Origin of the sequence: Pseudomonas mendocina, assembly GCF_003008615.1 — a bacterium.
Taxonomy (GTDB): domain Bacteria; phylum Pseudomonadota; class Gammaproteobacteria; order Pseudomonadales; family Pseudomonadaceae; genus Aquipseudomonas; species Aquipseudomonas mendocina_C.
In genome coordinates this window covers 2,980,523-3,000,996 of record NZ_CP027657.1, presented here as the reverse complement: position 1 = coordinate 3,000,996, position 20,474 = coordinate 2,980,523, and the positions used below count along the sequence as shown (strand labels likewise).

The window sequence follows — 20,474 nt, the reverse complement described above, 5'->3', positions numbered from 1 at the left end:
ATCCTTAAGCGGTACATGCGACTTGCATGGGCTTCAACGCAAACCTCGGCGTTGGCGAATCAGTGCATAGGCCTGGTGCAACTGGCGCGTGGTATCGGTGGCTTCGCGGATACGCTCAGGGGACGCTCCGGAACCTGCCAGCTTGTCGGGATGGTGACGACTCAATAGACGCCGATAGGCGCGCTTGATCTGTTCCGGCTCGCTATCGGCCGCCACCCCCAGCAGACGCAACGCTTCCTGATAACTGCCGCCCGCTGGAGCCGGCTGCTGGCCTCGGCGCGGGGCATATTCCTCGCCCAGTTTCTCCAGCTGGGCAGTGCCCCAGCCCAGCCACTTGCCCCACAGCAGAATCAACTCATGTTCATCAGGCGCTACCTGGCCATCGACCCAGGCCATCCGCCAGCAGGCACGCAGCAGGGTGTCGGCTCGTTCTCGCTGTCGCTGCAGAGGCGCACGCAGATTATCGCGACCGGTCTTGCCGCGGGAGAACGCCTCGATGGCGCGCCGCCGCCCAGCCTCATCGAACGCCAGGCGCTGCATCTCCGAACGTGCCTGCTGGATATGGCTCTGCAGAACGCGCCCATTACTCTTGGCCATGCGCCCCAACATCAGAAACAGCAGATCATCGTCAGTGGGCGCAGCACGTCCACCGAGGCGCTCACGCAGGTTGTCCCAGCCATGCAAACGCAGGCGTCGATCCAGCACCTGCCCCAACAAGCCACCCAGCAGCGCTCCCGGGATGCTGGCCAGGGCAAGCCCGGCAGCAGCACCCAGCATGGTTGCAGGCCACAACACTTAAGGTGACTCCTGCAGCAGACGCTCGACTTCCGCCAGGCGTTCGTGCGTACCGACATCGATCCAGCGCCCGGTAAAATACTCGCCACTGACCTGGCCATCAGCCATGGCGCGACGCAGCAGAGGTGCAAGCTTGAAGGCACCATGCTTGCAGCCGTCGAACAGCTCCGGGCTCAGCACGGCCAGGCCGCTGTAGGTCAATCGATTGCTATCTGGCGGCTCATCCGTCACCTTGCCGTCGACCAATCGGAAGTCGCCTTGCGGGTGATGGCTCGGGTTCGCCACCAACACCAGGTGCGCCAAGCCGGCCAACGGCCAACGCAGTTCGGCGAAGGCGTAGTCGGTGAAGACATCGCCATTGACCACCAGAAACGGCTGCTCACCGAGCAACGGCAGTGCCTTGAAAATGCCGCCACCGGTTTCCAGTGGCTCGCCCTCGGGGGAATAGACAATGCGCACGCCAAAACGCGAGCCATCGCCGAGGTAATCCTCGATCTGCTGGCCAAGCCAGGCGTGATTGATCACCAGCTCGGTGAAACCCGCAGCCGCCAGGGCACGCACGTGATACTCGATCAAAGGAACGCCTGCTGCACGTACCAGCGGCTTGGGGGTGTGCAGGGTCAGCGGGCGCATACGCTCGCCCTTGCCTGCCGCCAGGATCATTGCCTTCATGCTGGCACGACCTCGGATTGTGGAAGGCTGGCGAACAACTCGCCCAGCTCGGCCAGTTCCGGGCGACGCTCTAATACCGCCTGGATATAGGCGAAGAAGCGCGGCACGTCGCTCAGATACCTGAGCTTGCCATCGCGGTGGCAGATACGGGCGAAGATACCGATCACCTTGAGGTGCCGTTGCACGCCCATCAGATCGCTGGCGCGCAGGAAGTCCTCCAGCGAGATCTGCACTGGAATTCCAGCCGCCCTCGCCTGCTCCCAGTAGCTACGCAGCCAACCCTGAACTCGCGCCTCGGGCCAACTGAGGAAGGCATCCTTGAACAGGCAGGTGATGTCATAGGTTACCGGCCCATAGACAGCGTCCTGAAAATCCAGCACACCGGGATTAGGCGTACTGAGCATCAGGTTGCGCGGCATGAAGTCGCGGTGCACCAGCACCTTGGGCTGAGCCAGGGCGCTGTCGATCAGCAGTTTGCTGATGCGCTGCCAGGCAGCGTCTTGCTCGGCAGTGAAGGTATGACCCAAATGGCGCTGCACGTACCACTCGGGGAACAGTTGCAACTCACGTCGCAGCAGGGCGTCGTCGTAATGCGGTAGATCACCGTCGAGTGGCAAACGCTGCTGTTGCAACAATGCCTCGATGGCGTCAGCGAACAGCGCATCGGCGTTACTCTCATCGATCACATCCAGGTAGGTCTGCCGACCAAGATCGTCGAGAATCAGAAAACCTTGTTCAAGATCGGCTGCCAGCACCTCGGGCACATGAATGCCAGCGCTAGCCAGCAGTGCGGCGATTCTGACGAAAGGCGCGCAGTTCTCCTGAGGAGGTGGCGCATCCATCAGAATCAGGCTGCGTTCTGCAGACTGCCAGCGGAAGTAGCGACGAAAACTGGCATCGCTGCTGGCCGGCGTCAGACTGGCCGCCGGCACCGCCCCCCAGCCACGCGCAGCGAAGAGGACAGGCAATTGCTCGGCAAGCCAGGTTTGCAGCTGTTGCAGACGTACATCGTGTTCGGACATCAAGGGGTCTCCGACGGCGCTAGCCGTTGCGCGGGTCATGCTTTATTATCCAGCATCTTTTTCAGCCCATCGAGAGGCGTGCGGCCCCTGGGCCGATAGCGCGCAGGAAGCCCGGACTAACAAGATGGCAGTAAAATACCCCGCGTTCCGCAAAAAATTCCCGCTGCTGGTAACTGGCAGCCTCCTGGCTTTACAGCCCGCGTTCAGCCTACAGTCCTTTGCCGCCGAGCAATACGATTGCCAGGCGTCGTCCTCGGGCGGCTGGGCCTGCGCGCCGAAAACGGCGACCAGCGCCCTGCCTCCTCGCCCGCAGCACAGCCGCAATGCTGTCAGCACTTCGAGTGGCACAGCTGGCGAAACGACTGCCAAGCAAGAGGCGGCTCCCGCACTGGTGACCGAGAGCAAGGGCCGCGCCCTCGCCTCGCGTAGTGCTGACTACAGCCACTTGGACTGGGTTCCGCGCGAGAAGCTGACCGCCGCACAGCTAGCCGAAGCAGGCCCTTATTGCGCAGGTGCCTATGTCGAGCCGCTGCGCCCCGGCATGGATGACACCACGCCGCTGGACGAGTCGCCGATGTTCGTTTCCGCCAAGGCCTCGCGCTTCGAGCAGGAAAAACAGATCGCCACCCTCGCCGGCGACGTCGTCCTGCGCCAATCAGGCATGCAGGTCGAGGCCGACGAAGCCAGCCTGCACCAGACGGAAAACCGTGGCGAACTGGTCGGCAACGTGCGCCTGCGCGACAAGGGCATGCTGGTGGTTGGTGATCGTGCCGACCTGCAGCTGGATAACGGCGAAGCCCGTATCGACAATGCCGAATACGTGATGCACAAGGCCCACGTACGCGGCAGTGCGCTCTACGCCAAGCGCGAAGAGACCGCGATCATCCGCCTCAAGGATGGTACCTATACCCGCTGCGAGCCGGGTGACAACGCCTGGCACCTGAAAGGCAACAACGTCACCCTGAACCCGGCGACCGGCTTCGGCACCGCAACTAACGTGACGCTGCGGGTCAAGGACATTCCGGTGTTCTACACCCCGTACATCTATTTCCCGATCGACGACCGTCGCCAGTCCGGCTTCCTGCCACCGAGCATCGGCACGTCGAGCAGTAACGGCTTCTCGCTGCAAACGCCTTACTACTTCAACCTGGCGCCCAACTACGACGCCACGTTGTACCCGACCTACATGGCCAAACGCGGCCTGCTGATGGAGGGTGAATTCCGCTACCTGACAGAAAGCAGTGAAGGCCAGGTCGGCGGAGCGTGGCTGAACGACGATGAAGACGAGCGCAAACTTCAGTCCGAGTACGAAGACCAGCGCTGGATGTACAGCTGGCAGCATAAGCAGGGCCTGAACTCGCGCCTGCTCGCCGAAGTCGACTACACCGATATCAGCGACCCGTACTACTTCCAGGATCTGAGTACCGACCTAGGCATCGAGACAACCACCTACGTAAACCAGCGTGGCACGCTGACCTATCGTGGTGACAGCTATACCGCGCGCTTGAACCTGCATGCCTACGAGCTCGCCAACATCACCGACGTGACGCCGTATGACCGCCTGCCGCAGATCACCCTGGACGGTAAACTGCCGTTCAATCCGGGCGGCTTGGACTTCACCTACGGCACCGAGTACGTGCGCTTCGATCGCAACCTGCGCTCGGGCTTCTTCACCGACAAGGACGGCGTAACCGGTCGCCCACAAGATCGCTGGTACGATGAACGCTTGACCGGCCTGAACCGCGCCGACGGTGAGCGTCTGCACCTGGAGCCAGGCGTTAGCCTGCCACTGGATTGGAGCTGGGGCTACATCAAACCTCAGCTGAAATACCTGCAGACTCAGTACCAGGTCAACCTGGACGGCAAGGGTAAAGACGAGCTTGCGACCATCGACCCTGATGACCAGTGGTTCGGCGTCGATTACAAGCGCTCACCCAACCGTGGCGTCGGTATGTTCAGCGTCGACAGCGGCCTGTACTTCGACCGCAACACCCAGCTGTTCGGCAAGGATTTCCGCCAGACCCTGGAACCGCGTGCGTTCTACCTCTACGTGCCGGAAGAAGACCAGACCGATATCCCGGTCTTCGACACCGGCGAGCCAACATTCAGCTACGCCTCGCTGTGGCGTGAAAACCGCTTCAGCGGCAAGGATCGCATCGGCGACGAGAACAAGCTGTCGCTCGGCGTAACCAGCCGCTGGATCGAACCGAACGGTTTCGAGCGTCAGCGCTTCAGCATCGGCCAGGCCTTCTACTTCGAAGATCGTAAGGTGCAGATGCCAGGCATCGACTACCGCGTACGTCAGGAGGCCACCGCCGACGTTTCGCCTTATGCGCTGGAGTACCTCTATCGCTTCAACCGCGACTGGCGCTTCTCGTCGACCTTCAACTGGGATCCAGATCAGCACGCGACCCGCTCGGGTAGTGCGATGTTCCACTACCAACCGGAAGCCAACCCGAACAAGGTGGTCAACGTCGGCTATCGCTATCGTAACGACACCGTGCGCTATGACCGCGACAGCGGTACCTGGACGACCAATCCGGACTACGGCACACCGGGCAGCCCCAACTACATCAAGAACTACTACAAGATCGACCAGCATGACTTCTCCGTCATCTGGCCGCTGGCTCCACAGTGGAGCCTGATCTCGCGCTGGCAGTACGACTACGGTCGCAACCGTACTCTGGAAGCCTTCGGCGGCTTCGAGTACGACAGCTGCTGCTGGAAGCTACGCCTGATCAACCGCTACTGGATCGACTATGACGAAGTCAGTCTCGACCCGTCGCGCAACGACGAGCCCGACCGCGGCATCTTCCTGCAGATCGTCCTCAAGGGCCTCGGCGGCGTTGTCGGCAACAAGGTGGAAACTTTCCTCGACCAAGGCATTCAAGGTTACCGTGAACGTGAAGACCAAGCTTTCTGATTGCCTGCGCCCCCTGCTGTTGGGCGCAGCACTGCTGGCGGTGACGGCTCAGGCCCAAGTCCGCCCCCTGGATCGCGTCGTGGCCATCGTCGACAACGACGTGGTCATGCAGAGCCAGCTCGACGCCCGCCTGCACGAAGTGCAACAGACCATCGGCAAACGCGGTGGCTCCTTGCCGCCCGAGCATGTGCTCAGCCAGCAGGTACTCGAACGCCTGATCATCGAGAACATCCAGTTGCAGATCGGTGATCGCTCCGGCATTCGCATCACCGACGAGGAACTCAGCCAGGCCATGGGCACCATCGCTCAGCGCAACGGCATGTCCCTCGAGCAGTTCCGCGAAGCCCTGGCACGCGACGGTTTGTCCTACGCCGATGCCCGCGAGCAGGTTCGCCGCGAGATGATCATCAGCCGCGTACGTCAACGCCGCGTGGCCGAGCGCATCCAGGTTACCGACCAGGAAGTGCAGAACTTCCTCGCCTCCGACCTGGGCAAGATGCAGCTGTCGGAAGAGTTCCGCCTGGCCAACATCCTCATCCCGGTGTCGGAAGCTGCCTCCTCCAGCGAAATCCAGGCCGCGGAGCGCCAAGCGCAGGAGCTGTATCAGCAACTGCAGCAAGGCGCGGATTTCGCCCAACTGGCCATCTCCCGCTCCGCCAGCGAAACCGCGCTGGAAGGTGGCGAAATGGGCTGGCGTAAGGCCGGTCAGCTACCGCCGCCGTTCGACAACATGATCAACATGCTGAATCCAGGCGAAGTCACCGAACCGGTTCGCACGCCGGGCGGCTTCATCATCCTCAAGCTGATCGAGAAGCGCGGCGGCGATACCCAGGTGCGTGACGAAGTGCATGTTCGCCATATCCTGATCAAACCCAGCGAAATTCGCAGCGAAGAAGAAACCCGTCGCCTGGTCGAGCGCCTGTATCAGCGCATCGTTGCCGGCGAGGACTTCGCCGAATTGGCGAAGAGCTTCTCCGAAGACCCGGGCTCAGCGCTCAACGGCGGCGATCTGAACTGGATCGACCCTAGTGCACTGGTTCCCGAGTTCCGCGAAGTGATGAACAACACGCCGAGCGGCGAGCTGTCCAAGCCCTTCAAGAGCCCTTACGGCTGGCACGTGCTGCAGGTCATGGGCCGTCGCGCCACCGACAGCAGCGTCCAGTTCCGCGAGCAACAGGCCGCCAACCTGCTGCGCAATCGCAAATACGACGAGGAACTGCAGGCCTGGCTGCGGCAGATCCGCGACGAAGCCTACGTCGAGACCAAGTTGTAATCCCCGTAGCTCGACCAGAAAGCCCGGCCCTGCGCCGGGCTTTTTCGTTATGCGCACAAGCAGCGTAAACTGACCGGCCCGCGACCTCTGCGAGACCGCCCATGAGCGCACACCGACTCTTTGCCCTGACCCCTGGCGAGCCCGCAGGGATCGGCCCTGACCTATGCCTTCTGCTCGCTCGGGAGAAGCAGCCCGAGACGCTGGTGGCCATCGCTAGCCGCCAACTGCTGAGCGAACGCGCAGCGCAACTTGGGCTGGACATCGAACTGCTAGGCGCCGAGCCTGGACAGTGGCCGGACAGCCCCGCAGCAGCCGGCAGCCTGTATGTCTGGGATACGCCACTGGCGGCACAAGCCGAGCCCGGCAAACTGGCCCCCGCCAACGCAGGTTATGTGCTTGAAACCCTGACCCGTGCCGGCCAGGGCTGCCTGAACGGCACATTCGCCGGGATGATCACAGCCCCCGTGCACAAGGGCGTGATCAATGAGGGCGGCATCGCCTTTTCCGGGCATACGGAGTTTCTCGCCGACCTGACCCATACCGAGCAAGTGGTGATGATGCTGGCCACCCGTGGCCTTCGTGTCGCCCTGGTCACCACCCATCTACCGCTGAAAGATGTCGTCGCCGCCATCACTGCTGAACGCCTGGAGCGCGTTACCCGTATCCTGCATGCCGATCTGCAAAGCAAGTTCGGCATCGCCGAGCCACGCATCCTGGTCTGCGGTCTCAATCCACATGCGGGCGAAGGCGGGCACCTTGGCCGCGAGGAAATCGAGATCATCGAACCGACACTGAAGCGCCTGCGCACAGAAGGCATGAACCTGATCGGCCCCTTGCCAGCCGACACCCTGTTCACTCCCAAGTACCTCGAACATGCCGATGCCGTCCTGGCCATGTATCACGACCAGGGCCTGCCGGTGCTCAAGTTCAAGGGTTTTGGCGCCGCGCTGAACGTCACCTTGGGACTGCCGATCATTCGCACATCGGTGGATCACGGCACCGCGCTGGATCTCGCCGGTACCGGCCGGATAGATATCGGCAGCCTGCAAGTGGCACTGGAAACTGCCTACCAGATGGCTGCCAGCCGAGCGAATTGAACCACTGACGCCACGAGCCGCGCCCGTGGCGACATTCGCTGGTAGACTGTGCGACTTCTTTTTTTGCATCCAGCCTCGATGCGTTACGCCTCGAGGCGCTCCGCGGAGCCGCCCATGTCCGAATACCAACACCGCGCGCGCAAGCGCTTCGGCCAGAACTTCCTGCACGATGCCGGAGTAATCGACCGCATCCTGCGCGCCATTCGCGCCAAGGAAGGCGAGCGTTTGCTGGAGATCGGTCCGGGCCAGGGCGCCCTGACCGAGGGATTGCTGGGCAGCGGCGCACAACTCGACGTGATCGAGCTGGATCTCGACCTCATCCCCATCCTGCAGCACAAGTTCGGCAGCAACCCGCGCTTTCAACTGAATCAGGGTGATGCCCTGAAGTTCGACTTCACCCGCCTCGGCGCCTCACCGCGGAGCCTGCGTGTGGTCGGCAACCTGCCCTACAACATTTCCACCCCGCTGATTTTCCACCTGCTCGACAACGCACCGCTGATTCGCGACATGCATTTCATGTTGCAGAAGGAAGTGGTCGAGCGCATGGCAGCAGGCCCTGGCGGTGGCGACTGGGGACGCCTGTCGATCATGGTGCAATACCACTGCCGCGTGGAGCATCTGTTCAATGTCGGCCCAGGCTCCTTCAATCCACCCCCCAAGGTCGATTCGGCTATCGTACGCCTGGTTCCTCATGAAACCCTGCCGCACCCAGCCAAGGATCACCGCCTGCTCGAGCACGTCGTTCGCGAAGCGTTCAATCAGCGCCGCAAGACCCTGCGCAATACCCTGAAACGGCTGTTGCCAGCCGAAGCCATCGAGGCGGCCGGCGTTGATGGCAGCCTGCGTCCTGAGCAGCTGGATCTGGCGGCGTTCGTCCGTCTGGCCGACCAGCTATCCCTGCAGCCCTCCGCTGCGCAGGACTAAACTGCAATCACGCCAAACGGGTTATCCGCATGTCCGACCCTCGCTATCAGATCGACGTCAGCGTTACCACTCGCTACCTGCCCGGCCAGTCGCAGCCGGAGCAGAACCGCTACGCGTTCTCCTACACCGTGACCATCGTCAATAGCGGCGAGGTGCCCGCACAGTTGCTGTCGCGCCACTGGATCATCACCGACGGCGATGGTCGCGTACAGGAAGTGCGTGGCGCCGGGGTAGTCGGCCAGCAACCGCATATCGAGCCAGGTGCCAGTCACACCTACAGCAGCGGTACGGTGATGGCCACCCAAGTCGGCATCATGCAGGGCAGCTACCAGATGCTCGCCGAGGACGGCAAACGCTTCGATGCGACCATTGCGCCCTTCCGTCTGGCCGTACCGGGAGCCCTGCACTGATGGCTGTGTATGCCGTCGGCGACCTGCAGGGCTGCCTGAAGCCGCTCAAGTGCCTGCTCGAGCAGGTGTCATTCGATCCGGCACAAGACCAGCTCTGGCTGGTAGGCGACCTGGTCAATCGTGGCCCGCAGTCGCTGGAAACCCTGCGCTTCCTTTATTCCATTCGCCACGCCGTGACCTGTGTGCTGGGCAACCACGATCTGCATCTGCTGGCCGTGGCCCACAACATCGAGCGCCTGAAAAAAGGCGACACCCTGCGCGAAATTCTCGATGCCCCGGATCGCGCCGACCTGCTCGACTGGTTGCGCATGCAGAAACTGGTGCATCACGATGCCGAGCGCAAGGTCACCCTGGTGCATGCCGGCATTCCGCCACACTGGACGCTGAGCAAGGCTCTGCGCCGCGCTGCTGAGGTCGAAGAAGCCCTGCGTGACGATGCGCGCCTACCATTGTTTCTCGATGGTATGTACGGCAACGAGCCTGCGAAGTGGAGTAAGGAGTTGCAAGGAGTAACCCGCCTGCGAGTGATCACCAACTACTTCACCCGCATGCGCTTCTGCAAGGCAGATGGCACGCTGGATCTGAAGAGCAAGGAAGGCGTTGGCAGTGCCCCGCCCGGCTTCGCCCCCTGGTTCAGCCACCCACAGCGCAAGATGCGCGGCGAAAAGATCATCTTCGGCCACTGGGCGGCGCTCGAAGGCAATTGCCAGGAGCCCGGCCTGTACGCACTCGACACCGGTTGCGTCTGGGGCGGTGCGATGACCCTGCTCGACGTAGACAGCGGCGAACATCGCCGCTGCACCTGCCCCAAGGAATAAGCCCCCACGAATCACACAAAGGCACCCGAACATGAGCGAATTCAAGCGTATTTCCCCACAACAGGCGCACGAGCTGCGCAGCAACGGTGCCGTCGTGGTCGATATTCGCGACCCACAGAGCTTCGCCAATGGCCATATCAGCGGCTCGCGTCACCTGGATAACCACTCGCTGCATGACTTCATCACTCAGGCCGACCTCGACGCGCCGCTGATCGTGTCCTGCTATCACGGCAATTCCAGCCAGGGCGCCGCAGCCTACCTGGTCAGCCAGGGTTTTTCCGAGGTATACAGCCTGGACGGTGGTTTCGAGCTGTGGCACGCCACTTACCCGAGCGAAATCGCACAAAGCAGCGAAGAATAAATTTCTCCAGCCGGCAGGCCGCGTCCGCTCTGGCCTGCCGGCTCTTCCCGACGCACGGTAACATCCAGTTATCGTTGTCCCGCCCTTGACGCTCGGCAGAACGAACTATTCTGTTACTTAGGCCATCCCACTCAAGGTACAGCCGGCCAACCGGCATCGGGCCATCGGTAACGACTTTCTGGTTTTGGGGGATTCTTCTCGGCTTGTTCTGAAGCCGGGGTTGCCCAGCACCTGCATGACCGATCCCGAGCCAGCCTTCAGCATCGAGCGAGGTGAAGTCATGAGCATTTTCAGTCACTTCCAACAACGTTTCGAGGCGACCCGCCAGGAGGAGTACTCGCTGCAGGAGTACCTCGAACTGTGCAAACAGGATCGCAGCGCCTACGCCACTGCGGCCGAACGCCTGCTGATGGCAATCGGCGAACCGGAGCTGCTCGACACCTCGAGCAACTCCCGACTGTCACGAATCTTCTCCAACAAGGTGATCCGCCGTTATCCGGCCTTTGCCGACTTCCATGGCATGGAAGAGTGCATCGACCAGATCGTCTCCTACTTCCGCCATGCCGCGCAGGGTCTGGAAGAGAAGAAACAGATCCTCTATCTGCTGGGCCCGGTAGGCGGCGGCAAATCCTCGCTGGCCGAGAAGCTCAAGCAACTGATGGAGAAGGTGCCCTTCTACGCCATCAAGGGCTCACCGGTATTCGAGTCGCCGCTGGGTCTGTTCAACGCCACCGAAGACGGTGCGATCCTCGAAGAGGACTACGGCATTCCACGCCGCTACCTGAATTCGATCATGTCGCCCTGGGCCACCAAACGCCTGCAGGAGTACGGCGGCGACATCAGCCAGTTCCGCGTGGTCAAACTCTACCCGTCGATCCTCAACCAGATCGCCGTGGCCAAGACCGAACCTGGCGATGAAAACAACCAGGACATCTCTGCCCTGGTCGGCAAGGTGGATATCCGCAAGCTGGAGGAATTCCCGCAGAACGATGCCGACGCCTACAGCTATTCGGGGGCGCTGTGCCGGGCCAACCAGGGCCTGATGGAATTCGTCGAGATGTTCAAGGCGCCCATCAAGGTGCTGCACCCGCTGCTGACCGCCACCCAGGAAGGCAACTACAACAGCACAGAAGGCCTCGGCGCGATTCCCTACAGCGGCATACTGCTGGCCCACTCCAACGAATCGGAGTGGCACAGTTTCCGCAACAACAAGAACAACGAGGCCTTCATCGACCGTATCTACATCGTCAAGGTGCCCTACTGCCTGCGCGTGACCGATGAGATCAAGATCTACGACAAGCTGCTGATCAACAGCTCGCTGGCCAAAGCCCATTGCGCGCCGGATACCCTGAAGATGCTCGCCCAGTTCTCCACCCTGTCGCGCCTGAAGGAGCCGGAGAACTCCAATATCTATTCGAAGATGCGCGTCTACGACGGTGAGAACCTCAAGGACACCGACCCGAAAGCCAAGTCGATCCAGGAATACCGCGACAGCGCCGGTGTCGACGAGGGCATGAACGGTTTGTCGACCCGCTTCGCCTTCAAGATCCTGTCCAAGGTCTTCAACTTCGACCCGCACGAGATCGCTGCCAACCCGGTGCACCTGCTCTACGTGCTTGAGCAACAGATCGAGCAGGAACAATTCCCCGCCGAGGTGCGCGAGCGCTACCTGCGCTACATCAAGGAATACCTGGCACCGCGCTACATCGAGTTCATTGGCAAGGAAATCCAGACCGCCTACCTGGAGTCCTACAGCGAATACGGGCAGAACATCTTCGACCGTTATGTGCTGTACGCCGACTTCTGGATCCAGGATCAGGAATACCGCGACCCGGAAACCGGCGAGATCCTCAACCGCGTAGCGCTCAACGAGGAACTGGAGAAGATCGAGAAACCGGCCGGCATCAGCAACCCGAAGGATTTCCGCAACGAGATCGTCAACTTCGTGCTGCGCGCCCGCGCCAACAACAATGGCAAGAACCCCACCTGGCTCAGCTACGAGAAGCTGCGCGTGGTGATCGAGAAGAAAATGTTCTCCAACACCGAGGATTTGCTCCCGGTCATCAGCTTCAACGCCAAGGGCAGCAAGGAGGATCAGCAGAAGCACAACGACTTCGTCAAACGCATGGTCGAGCGCGGCTACACCGAGAAGCAGGTACGCCTGCTGTCGGAGTGGTACCTGCGGGTTCGCAAGTCTCAGTAAGCCCTGTCCGGCGCGTACCGCGCGTCGGGTCATTCGCTGCCTGCCCGTAGCTACGGGCAGGCTAGGGAGACGTCATGAGCTATGTGATCGACCGGCGCCTCAACGGCAAGAACAAGAGCACGGTGAACCGCCAGCGCTTTTTGCGGCGTTACCGTGAGCACATCAAGAAGGCGGTGGAAGAAGCCGTCAGCCGGCGCTCCATCACTGACATGGAGCACGGCGAGCAGATCAGCATTCCCGGCCGCGATATCGACGAGCCGGTGCTGCATCACGGCCGCGGCGGCAAGCAGACCATCGTCCACCCTGGCAACAAGGAGTTCACCACCGGCGAACGTATCCCGCGTCCGCAAGGAGGTGGCGGTGGGCGCGGCAGCGGCAAGGCGAGCAACTCCGGCGAAGGCATGGATGAGTTCGTCTTCCAGATCACCCAGGAGGAGTTTCTCGACTTCATGTTCGAGGATCTGGAACTGCCCAACCTGGTCAAGCGCCACCTGACCGGCGCGGAAACCTTCAAGACCGTACGCGCCGGCATCAGTAACGAGGGCAACCCCTCGCGCATCAACATCATCCGCACCCTGCGCTCGGCCCATGCACGGCGCATTGCGCTGTCCGGCTCCAGCCGCGCCAAACTGCGCGAAGCCAAGGCCGAACTGGAACGACTGCGACGGGAAGAGCCGGACAACTTCGGCGATATTCAGGCGACTCAGGAAGAAATCGAACGACTCAGTGCACGCATCCATCGCGTACCGTTTCTCGATACCTTCGACCTCAAGTACAACCTGCTGACCAAACAGCCCAACCCCAGTTCCAAGGCGGTGATGTTCTGCCTGATGGACGTATCCGGCTCCATGACCCAGGCCACCAAGGACGTGGCCAAGCGCTTCTTCATCCTTCTGTACCTGTTCCTCAAGCGCAATTACGACAAGATCGACGTGGTATTCATCCGCCACCACACCAGTGCCAAGGAAGTGGACGAAGAAGAATTCTTCTACTCCCGCGAGACCGGCGGCACCATCGTATCCAGCGCGCTGAAGCTGATGCAGGAGGTCATGGCCGAGCGCTACCCGATCAACGAATGGAACATCTACGCCGCGCAGGCGTCGGACGGCGACAACTGGAACGACGACTCTCCCGTATGCCGGGATATATTGATCAACCAGATCATGCCGTTCGTGCAGTATTTCACTTACGTCGAGATCACCCCACGCGAACACCAGGCGCTGTGGTTCGAATACGAGCAGGTGGCCGAGGCCTTCGCCGACAGCTTCGCCCAGCAACAACTGGTTTCTGCGGCGGACATCTATCCGGTGTTCCGTGAACTGTTCCAGCGTCGCCTGGTGAGCTGAGGGCTAAGCCATGAATGCTACCGCCAAAAAGCGCCAACCGCTGTCCACCGGTTCGGAATGGACTTTCGAGCTGATCCGCGCCTACGACCGCGAGATCGCTCGCATCGCCGAGCGCTATGCGCTGGACACCTATCCGAATCAGATCGAGGTCATCACTGCCGAGCAGATGATGGACGCCTACGCCTCGGTAGGCATGCCGCTGGGCTATCACCACTGGTCGTACGGCAAGCATTTTCTTGCCACCGAGAAAGGCTACAAGCGCGGCCAGATGGGCCTGGCCTACGAGATCGTGATCAACTCCGATCCCTGCATCGCCTACCTGATGGAGGAGAACACCATCTGCATGCAGGCACTGGTGATCGCCCACGCCTGTTACGGTCACAACAGCTTCTTCAAGGGCAACTACCTGTTCCGCACCTGGACCGACGCCAGCTCGATCATCGATTATCTAGTGTTCGCCAAGCAGTACATCATGCAATGTGAGGAGCGTTACGGCATCGACGCCGTGGAGGAATTGCTCGACTCCAGCCATGCCCTGATGAACTACGGCGTAGACCGCTACAAACGCCCCTACCCCATCTCCGCCGAAGAAGAACGCAGGCGCCAGAAAGACCGCGAAGAACACCTGCAGAAGCAGATCAATGACCTGTGGCGTACCATTCCCAAAAGTGCGGACAAAGGCGGCGAGAAGGACAGCAAGCGCTTCCCCGCCGAGCCGCAGGAGAACATCCTCTATTTCCTCGAGAAGCACGCGCCGCTGCTGGAGCCCTGGCAACGCGAAGTGATCCGCATCGTGCGCAAGATCGCCCAGTACTTCTACCCGCAACGCCAGACCCAGGTGATGAACGAAGGCTGGGCCACCTTCTGGCACTACACCCTGATGAACGACCTCTACGACGAAGGCCTGGTCACCGACGGCTTCATGATGGAGTTTCTGCAGTCGCACACCAGCGTGGTCTACCAGCCGCCGTTCGACAGCCCCTACTACAGCGGCATCAACCCCTATGCCCTGGGCTTCGCCATGTACCGCGACATCCGTCGTATCTGCGAGGAACCCACCGAGGAAGACAAACACTGGTTCCCCGACATCGCAGGCAGCGATTGGCTGACCACGCTCAAGTTCGCCATGAACAGCTTCAAGGATGAAAGTTTCATCCTGCAGTTTCTTTCACCCAAAGTGATTCGCGACTTCAAGCTGTTCGGCATCCTCGACGACGACCAGAAGGACGAACTGCTGGTGCCGGCCATCCATGACGAACCCGGTTATCGCACCATCCGCGAACTGCTTGCCGCGCAATACAACCTGGGCAACCGCGAACCCAACGTACAGATCTGGAACATCGACCGTCGGGGCGACCGCTCGCTGACCTTGCGCCACCAGCAGCACGACCGCAAACCACTGGGCGACTCTACCGAAGAGGTACTCAAGCACCTGCACCGTCTGTGGGGCTTCGATATTCACCTGGAGGTGTGCCAGGGCGATCAACTGATCACCACCCAGCACGTCCCACCACGCGGTAGCGCCGAGGGGGACAACGAATATCCTCGCCTGGATCTGATCATTCCACCCATTTGATCGGTTGCCGGGCATGACGCGAGCAATCAGCATCGCAGGCAGACTCCGCGAGAAGCCGCGCATGCGCTTATTTCTGGTAATTCTCCTGTGCCTGGGACTGGCCACCTGCACCAGTCATATTCCCCAGGCACGCATACTCAGCCCCGCCGATGCCTCGCTCGCCGGGCGCCACAGTTTCGAGCTGATCGACCCACAATCCAGCCTGGAGGGCGAAGCGCCCTTTCCAGAGCGTTATCGCCAGCTTCCGCAACTGCTGCGCCATGGCCTATCCGCACGGGGTTACCACGAGAGCCAGCAGCCGCAACTACATCTCTATTACTGGCTGGCCGTGCAGGACAGCCCATTGATGTTCAAGGTCGACACGCCGCCACCCAACGCACTTGGTTCCTATCAGGCCATCCATCGCTTGCGCGACGAAACCGGTACCTTGCGCCTGCGCCTCACCGACCTTGACGGGCGCATTCTCTGGGAAGGCGTGATCAGCACCGGACTGAGCCCGGCGCGTGACAGTGCCGAACTGCTGGAGCGTGCTATTCAGGTGCTGACCGAGCAGATTCCGCAAGCCACACCGTAGCCCGGATGCAATCCGGAGATATCCGCGCGAACGTCCCGGATTGCATCCGGGCTACCTCTATAAACCGTTGCGCGGCGCAGCCTGGCGCGATCTTCGGTATCCTCTGCGCTCAGTGGAGGAACAGACATGCAGATCTACAAAGTCGGCGGCGCAGTACGTGATCGTCTGCTCGGCCGCCCCGTCAGCGAAGTGGACTGGGTCGTGGTCGGTGCCAGTGCCGAGCAGATGCTCGAACTCGGTTACCGCCCCGTGGGTGCCGACTTTCCGGTATTCCTGCACCCGCAGACGGGCGAGGAATACGCCCTGGCTCGCACCGAGCGCAAGAGCGGCCGCGGTTATGGCGGATTCACCTTTCACGCCAGCCCCGACGTCACGCTGGAAGAAGACCTGATCCGCCGCGACCTCACCGTCAACGCCATGGCCGAGGACGAACAAGGCGCGCTGATCGATCCCTACAATGGCCAGCACGATCTTCAGGCACGCATCCTGCGCCACGTTTCCCCGGCCTTCGCCGAAGACCCGCTGCGCGTACTGCGCGTCGCCCGCTTCGCCGCACGCTATGCGCCGCTCGGTTTCAGCGTTGCGCCGGAAACCCTGGCACTGATGCGTCAGTTGGCAGAGTCCGGCGAACTGGGCCATCTCACCGCCGAACGCAGCTGGAAGGAAATATCCCGCGCACTGATGGAGCCACGCCCGGATGTATTCATCCAGGTGCTACGCGACTGCGGCGCGCTGGCCGCCCTACTGCCAGAAGTGGACGTCCTGTTCGGCGTACCGCAACCGCCCGCCCATCACCCGGAGATCGATACCGGTGTGCATGTATTGAGCGTGCTGCGCCAGTGTGCCGAACATCAGCAACCGCTGAACGTACGCTGGGCGTGCCTGCTTCACGATGTTGGCAAGGGGCTGACCCCAGAGGCCGACTGGCCACGTCATATCGCCCACGAGCACAAAGGTCTGAAGCTGATTCAGGCGATCAACGAACGCTGCAAGGCACCGCGTGACTACGCTGAGCTGGCGTCACTCGTCGGCGAGTTCCATACCCACGGGCACCGTGCCCTGGAGCTGCGTCCCTCGACGCTGCTGGAGCTGCTGCAACGCTTCGACGTGTTCCGTCGGCCGCAGCGCTTCGCCGAGTTCGTCGCAGCTTGCGAAATGGACGCGCGTGGTCGCCAGGGTCTGGAACAGCGTGAATATCCACAAGCCGCATATCTGCTAGGCGCCGCCGAGGTCGCTCGGCAAGTGGCGGTCAAACCGCTGCTAGAAAAGGGTTTCAAAGGTGCCGAGCTGGGCGAAGCGCTCAATCGCGAACGTCTGAAAGCGCTCAAGGGCTACAAGGAGCAGCAGTCTCTTTTAACGAAACCGTAGAGTGCGCCATGCGCACCACTGGTAACTGCGGTGCGCGCGGCGCACCCTACGCAGCCCCGTCCGAATGCGCCTGCAACAGCGCCTGCGGCGTCAACTCGGCACCACGCCACTGAAAGGCGGCTGGCCAGAGTTGCTGATTGATCTGCGTCGCCGCCCACAGCTCAGCGAACGAACGACCATCCACCGGGTGCTGCAACTGCGGCGCCAGCAGCGCCAGGGGCCACAGCACGAAAGCGTTCTTGAGAATCTCCGCGCGCGGCAGGATCAAGCCATTGAAGTTGCCGACCTGCTCACCGTACAGCAGTACGTCGATATCCAGCGGCAAACCCTTGCGATCCGGCGCGTAGCGGCCGTTGTCGGCTTCGATGAATTTCAGCCGGCGATCCAGCTCCAGCAGCGGTAGCTCGGTCTCGCCCACCACCACCAGATTGAAGAAGTTGCCGCTCTTGATGCCCACGGCGTGGCTCTCGAATACCGGCGAGCAGCGCATGTCAGCAAGCAGACCAGCCAGTGCCTCGAGCCCGGCAACAAGGTGAGCCTCGCGCTCGATATTGCTGCCGAGGCCAAGGAATACCCGGGTCAGAGACATCCGCGCTCGATCTCCACGCCTACCCCACCACGTGCCGCCGGCACGGCGCCGGGCTTGGTCAGCTTGAGGCGTATCCAGGGAATCTGGAATTCCTCCATCAACACCTGCACCAAGCGTTCGGCGAAGGTTTCCACCAGGATGAATTGCGATTCGGAAGCGAAGGCCTGAATACGCGCGGACACGCTGGCGTAGTCGAGCGCCCGGTTGAGATCATCGTCGGCCGCGGCCGGGCGGTTATCCCAGCCCATCTGCAGGTCGAGGCGCAGGCACTGGCGAATGTCGCGCTCCCAATCGTAGGCGCCGATCACCGTATCGACCTCCAGCCCCTCGATAAATACTCTGTCCACCCACACTCTCCGCGCCACGACAAGGGCGCCACACCTCGTTAGAATCGGCCCACCCCATGCATTGGAATGGCCACCATGTTCTGGCTTCTGGCGATCCTCGCCTACCTGCTCGGCTCGTTGTCCTTCGCCATCCTGCTCAGCCGACTTGCTGGCGGGCCAGACCCGCGCGCCAGCGGCTCGGGTAACCCCGGCGCCACCAATATGCTGCGGGTGGCCGGCAAGAAGCTCGCTGTCATGACGCTGATCGGCGACCTGCTCAAGGGCCTGCTACCGATCCTGATCGCCAAGCTGCTCGGCCTCAGCCTGCATCAGCAGGCCTGGATCGGGCTGGCCGCTGTCGTCGGCCACCTCTATCCACTGTACTTTCGCTTCCGCGGCGGCAAGGGCGTGGCCACTGCCGCCGGCATGCTGCTCGGCCTCTACCCACCAGCCGCACTACTCGCCCTTGCGGCATGGGCTCTGGTCTTCCTGCTGACCCGCACCAGCTCACTGGCCTCGCTGATCGCTACCCCGCTGACGCTGCCACTGCTGGCCTGGCAACAACCGGCGGCCCTGCTACCGGCCTGCGTGCTGACCGGGCTGATCGTCTGGCGTCACCGCGGCAACCTGCGTGATCTGTTCGCCGGCCGCGAGCGCCGTTTTTAAGCAACCTGTCGGGATGAAAATCGCGGCTGAAGCCGCTCCTACAGGGCATCGACTCATTAGAGCGCCGGCAACGACTCCATCGGCCAACGCGCCTGCACCTTGATCGCCAGATCCTCATGCTGCCCGGCCAACAGGCGCTGACAACCGGCATAGGCGATCATCGCGCCGTTGTCGGTGCAGAAGCGTGGCCGCGCATAGAACACCTTGCCCTTCATCTCACCCAGCATGCGCTCCAGATGCTCACGCAGCGCCTTGTTGGCACTAACGCCGCCCGCGATCACCAGGCTTTTGAGCCCCGTCTGCTTGAGCGCACGCTTGCACTTGATGGTCAGAGTCTCAACCACGGCCTGCTGGAAGGCCAGCGCGATGTCGCGGCGAGCTTGATCGAGGTCGTCGTCATTGGTACGACACTGCTGCCAGGTATTGAGGGCGAAGGTCTTCAGGCCACTGAAGCTGAAATCCAGGCCAGGGCGATCGGTCATCGGCCGAGGGAAGACAAAGCGTCCCGGCGTGCCCTGCTCTGCCAGTTTGGCAATTTCCGGGCCGCCAGGATAATTGAGCCCCATCAGCTTGGCGGTCTTGTCGAACGCCTCACCCGCGGCATCGTCCAGCGACTCGCCGAGCAATTGATACTGGCCAATGCCATCGACCCGCACCAGTTGGGTGTGTCCACCGGAAACCAGCAAGGCGACGAACGGAAATGCCGGCGGCTGTTCTTCCAGCATCGGCGCCAGCAGGTGACCTTCCATATGGTGTACGCCGATAGCCGGTATGCCCCAGGCGAAGGCCAGCGCCTGCGCGCAGGAAGCGCCCACCAGCAGCGCACCGACCAGGCCAGGGCCAGCCGTGTAGGCCAGCGCGTCGATATCGCTGGCCTGCTTGCCGGCTTCGTCCAGCACCTGGCGGATCAACGGCAACATGCGTTTGACGTGATCGCGCGAAGCCAGCTCAGGCACTACGCCGCCGTAGACCCGGTGCAGGTCGATCTGGCTGAACAACGCATCGCTCAGCAGGCCGCGCTCGCTGTCATAGAGCGCAACGCCGGTTTCATCGCAGGAAGTTTCCAATCCCAGTACGAGCATGGAGTAAAGCCTTGGTTTGCCGCGTAGAACGAAGGCGCGCATGATAAGCGCCGCCCAATCCTCCGGCCAGCGCTTTTCGACCTAAGGGCTTTGCATTCCTCGCCCCGAGGGGGTAACATCCGCAACCCTTGAAAACCGACGCACCCCGAGCCATTTGCCGGGAACGCGTTGAACACCGGTAATTAACGAAGGTACGACCTGGATGCCAGCCGTCAAAGTTAAAGAGAATGAACCCTTCGACGTAGCTCTGCGTCGTTTCAAGCGCTCCTGCGAGAAAGCCGGTGTACTGGCTGAAGTCCGTAGCCGCGAATTCTACGAAAAGCCGACCGCTGAGCGTAAGCGCAAGGCCGCTGCCGCTGTTAAGCGTCACGCCAAGAAAGTGCAACGCGAACAGCGTCGCAGCGTTCGCCTGTACTAATTCAGTACACGCAACGCCCGACTGCCCGGCT

The 20,474-nt window shown here is 61.7% G+C and carries 20 protein-coding genes; 14 read left to right on the top strand and 6 right to left on the bottom strand.

Annotated elements, in window-relative coordinates:
• Window positions 1-33 precede the first annotated feature (33 nt).
• Genes C7A17_RS13925 through C7A17_RS13915 form a run of 3 tightly spaced genes read right to left on the bottom strand, consistent with a single transcriptional unit; the run spans window position 34 to window position 2,489 of the window.
• The gene (locus C7A17_RS13925; RefSeq protein ID WP_106738598.1) at window positions 34-795 is read right to left on the bottom strand and encodes a DnaJ domain-containing protein; all 762 of its coding nucleotides are present in this window, start codon (window positions 793-795) and stop codon (window positions 34-36) included.
• Entirely contained in the window at window positions 796-1,467 is a 672-nt protein-coding gene (murU, locus tag C7A17_RS13920; RefSeq protein WP_106738597.1) for an N-acetylmuramate alpha-1-phosphate uridylyltransferase MurU, read from the bottom strand.
• Complete coding sequence (locus tag C7A17_RS13915) at window positions 1,464-2,489, bottom strand: aminoglycoside phosphotransferase family protein (RefSeq protein WP_106738596.1); 1,026 nt, start codon at window positions 2,487-2,489, stop codon at window positions 1,464-1,466. Before C7A17_RS13915 ends, murU begins: the two co-directional genes overlap by 4 nt.
• A gap of 124 nt (window positions 2,490-2,613) precedes the next feature.
• Between C7A17_RS13915 and C7A17_RS13910 the strand changes: the two genes are divergently transcribed.
• The 12 genes from C7A17_RS13910 to C7A17_RS13855 all read left to right on the top strand — a co-directional run bounded on the left by C7A17_RS13910 (window position 2,614) and on the right by C7A17_RS13855 (window position 17,362).
• Complete coding sequence (locus C7A17_RS13910; RefSeq protein ID WP_106738595.1) at window positions 2,614-5,412, top strand: LPS-assembly protein LptD; 2,799 nt, start codon at window positions 2,614-2,616, stop codon at window positions 5,410-5,412.
• On the top strand, window positions 5,393-6,685 hold the full coding sequence (locus C7A17_RS13905) for a peptidylprolyl isomerase (RefSeq protein WP_106738594.1): 1,293 nt from the start codon (window positions 5,393-5,395) through the stop codon (window positions 6,683-6,685). Before C7A17_RS13910 ends, C7A17_RS13905 begins: the two co-directional genes overlap by 20 nt.
• Window positions 6,686-6,786: 101 nt before the next feature.
• Window positions 6,787-7,782, top strand: a complete 996-nt coding sequence (gene pdxA / locus C7A17_RS13900; protein ID WP_106738593.1) for a 4-hydroxythreonine-4-phosphate dehydrogenase PdxA — start codon at window positions 6,787-6,789, stop codon at window positions 7,780-7,782.
• 114 nt (window positions 7,783-7,896) lie between these two features.
• Complete coding sequence (gene rsmA / locus C7A17_RS13895; RefSeq protein WP_106738592.1) at window positions 7,897-8,706, top strand: 16S rRNA (adenine(1518)-N(6)/adenine(1519)-N(6))-dimethyltransferase RsmA; 810 nt, start codon at window positions 7,897-7,899, stop codon at window positions 8,704-8,706.
• A gap of 29 nt (window positions 8,707-8,735) precedes the next feature.
• The gene (apaG, locus tag C7A17_RS13890) at window positions 8,736-9,116 is read left to right on the top strand and encodes a Co2+/Mg2+ efflux protein ApaG (protein ID WP_106738591.1); all 381 of its coding nucleotides are present in this window, start codon (window positions 8,736-8,738) and stop codon (window positions 9,114-9,116) included.
• Window positions 9,116-9,934, top strand: coding sequence for a symmetrical bis(5'-nucleosyl)-tetraphosphatase (locus tag C7A17_RS13885; protein ID WP_106738590.1), 819 nt, complete (start codon window positions 9,116-9,118; stop codon window positions 9,932-9,934). The genes apaG and C7A17_RS13885 overlap by 1 nt, the downstream gene beginning before the upstream one ends.
• Before the next feature lie 31 nt (window positions 9,935-9,965).
• Window positions 9,966-10,295 carry a thiosulfate sulfurtransferase GlpE gene (gene glpE / locus C7A17_RS13880; RefSeq protein ID WP_106738589.1) on the top strand — a complete coding sequence of 110 codons (330 nt, stop codon included), beginning with the start codon at window positions 9,966-9,968 and terminating at the stop codon, window positions 10,293-10,295.
• Between the two features lie 280 nt (window positions 10,296-10,575).
• Complete coding sequence (locus C7A17_RS13875; protein WP_106742930.1) at window positions 10,576-12,498, top strand: PrkA family serine protein kinase; 1,923 nt, start codon at window positions 10,576-10,578, stop codon at window positions 12,496-12,498.
• Window positions 12,499-12,572: 74 nt separating this feature from the next.
• Window positions 12,573-13,844, top strand: coding sequence for a YeaH/YhbH family protein (locus C7A17_RS13870; RefSeq protein ID WP_064495166.1), 1,272 nt, complete (start codon window positions 12,573-12,575; stop codon window positions 13,842-13,844).
• Between the two features lie 10 nt (window positions 13,845-13,854).
• Entirely contained in the window at window positions 13,855-15,420 is a 1,566-nt protein-coding gene (locus C7A17_RS13865; RefSeq protein WP_106738588.1) for a SpoVR family protein, read from the top strand.
• A gap of 61 nt (window positions 15,421-15,481) precedes the next feature.
• The gene (locus C7A17_RS13860) at window positions 15,482-15,994 is read left to right on the top strand and encodes a DUF4136 domain-containing protein (RefSeq protein ID WP_106738587.1); all 513 of its coding nucleotides are present in this window, start codon (window positions 15,482-15,484) and stop codon (window positions 15,992-15,994) included.
• A 126-nt stretch (window positions 15,995-16,120) separates the two neighbouring features.
• Window positions 16,121-17,362, top strand: a complete 1,242-nt coding sequence (locus C7A17_RS13855; protein WP_106738586.1) for a multifunctional CCA addition/repair protein — start codon at window positions 16,121-16,123, stop codon at window positions 17,360-17,362.
• Between the two features lie 46 nt (window positions 17,363-17,408).
• On the opposite strand, the gene folK is transcribed toward C7A17_RS13855, so the two are convergent.
• Both folK and folB read right to left on the bottom strand, forming a co-directional pair.
• A complete protein-coding gene (gene folK / locus C7A17_RS13850) occupies window positions 17,409-17,951 on the bottom strand; it encodes a 2-amino-4-hydroxy-6-hydroxymethyldihydropteridine diphosphokinase (RefSeq protein WP_106738585.1) in 543 nt (180 codons plus the stop codon).
• Window positions 17,942-18,298, bottom strand: coding sequence for a dihydroneopterin aldolase (gene folB, locus C7A17_RS13845; RefSeq protein ID WP_106738584.1), 357 nt, complete (start codon window positions 18,296-18,298; stop codon window positions 17,942-17,944). The genes folK and folB overlap by 10 nt, the downstream gene beginning before the upstream one ends.
• 75 nt (window positions 18,299-18,373) lie before the next feature.
• On the opposite strand from folB, the gene plsY reads away from it, so the two are divergent.
• The gene (gene plsY / locus C7A17_RS13840; RefSeq protein WP_106738583.1) at window positions 18,374-18,943 is read left to right on the top strand and encodes a glycerol-3-phosphate 1-O-acyltransferase PlsY; all 570 of its coding nucleotides are present in this window, start codon (window positions 18,374-18,376) and stop codon (window positions 18,941-18,943) included.
• Between the two features lie 56 nt (window positions 18,944-18,999).
• On the opposite strand, the gene tsaD is transcribed toward plsY, so the two are convergent.
• Complete coding sequence (tsaD, locus tag C7A17_RS13835) at window positions 19,000-20,025, bottom strand: tRNA (adenosine(37)-N6)-threonylcarbamoyltransferase complex transferase subunit TsaD (RefSeq protein WP_106738582.1); 1,026 nt, start codon at window positions 20,023-20,025, stop codon at window positions 19,000-19,002.
• Between the two features lie 202 nt (window positions 20,026-20,227).
• On the opposite strand from tsaD, the gene rpsU reads away from it, so the two are divergent.
• A complete protein-coding gene (gene rpsU, locus C7A17_RS13830; protein ID WP_003290642.1) occupies window positions 20,228-20,443 on the top strand; it encodes a 30S ribosomal protein S21 in 216 nt (71 codons plus the stop codon).
• Window positions 20,444-20,474: the final 31 nt, after the last annotated feature.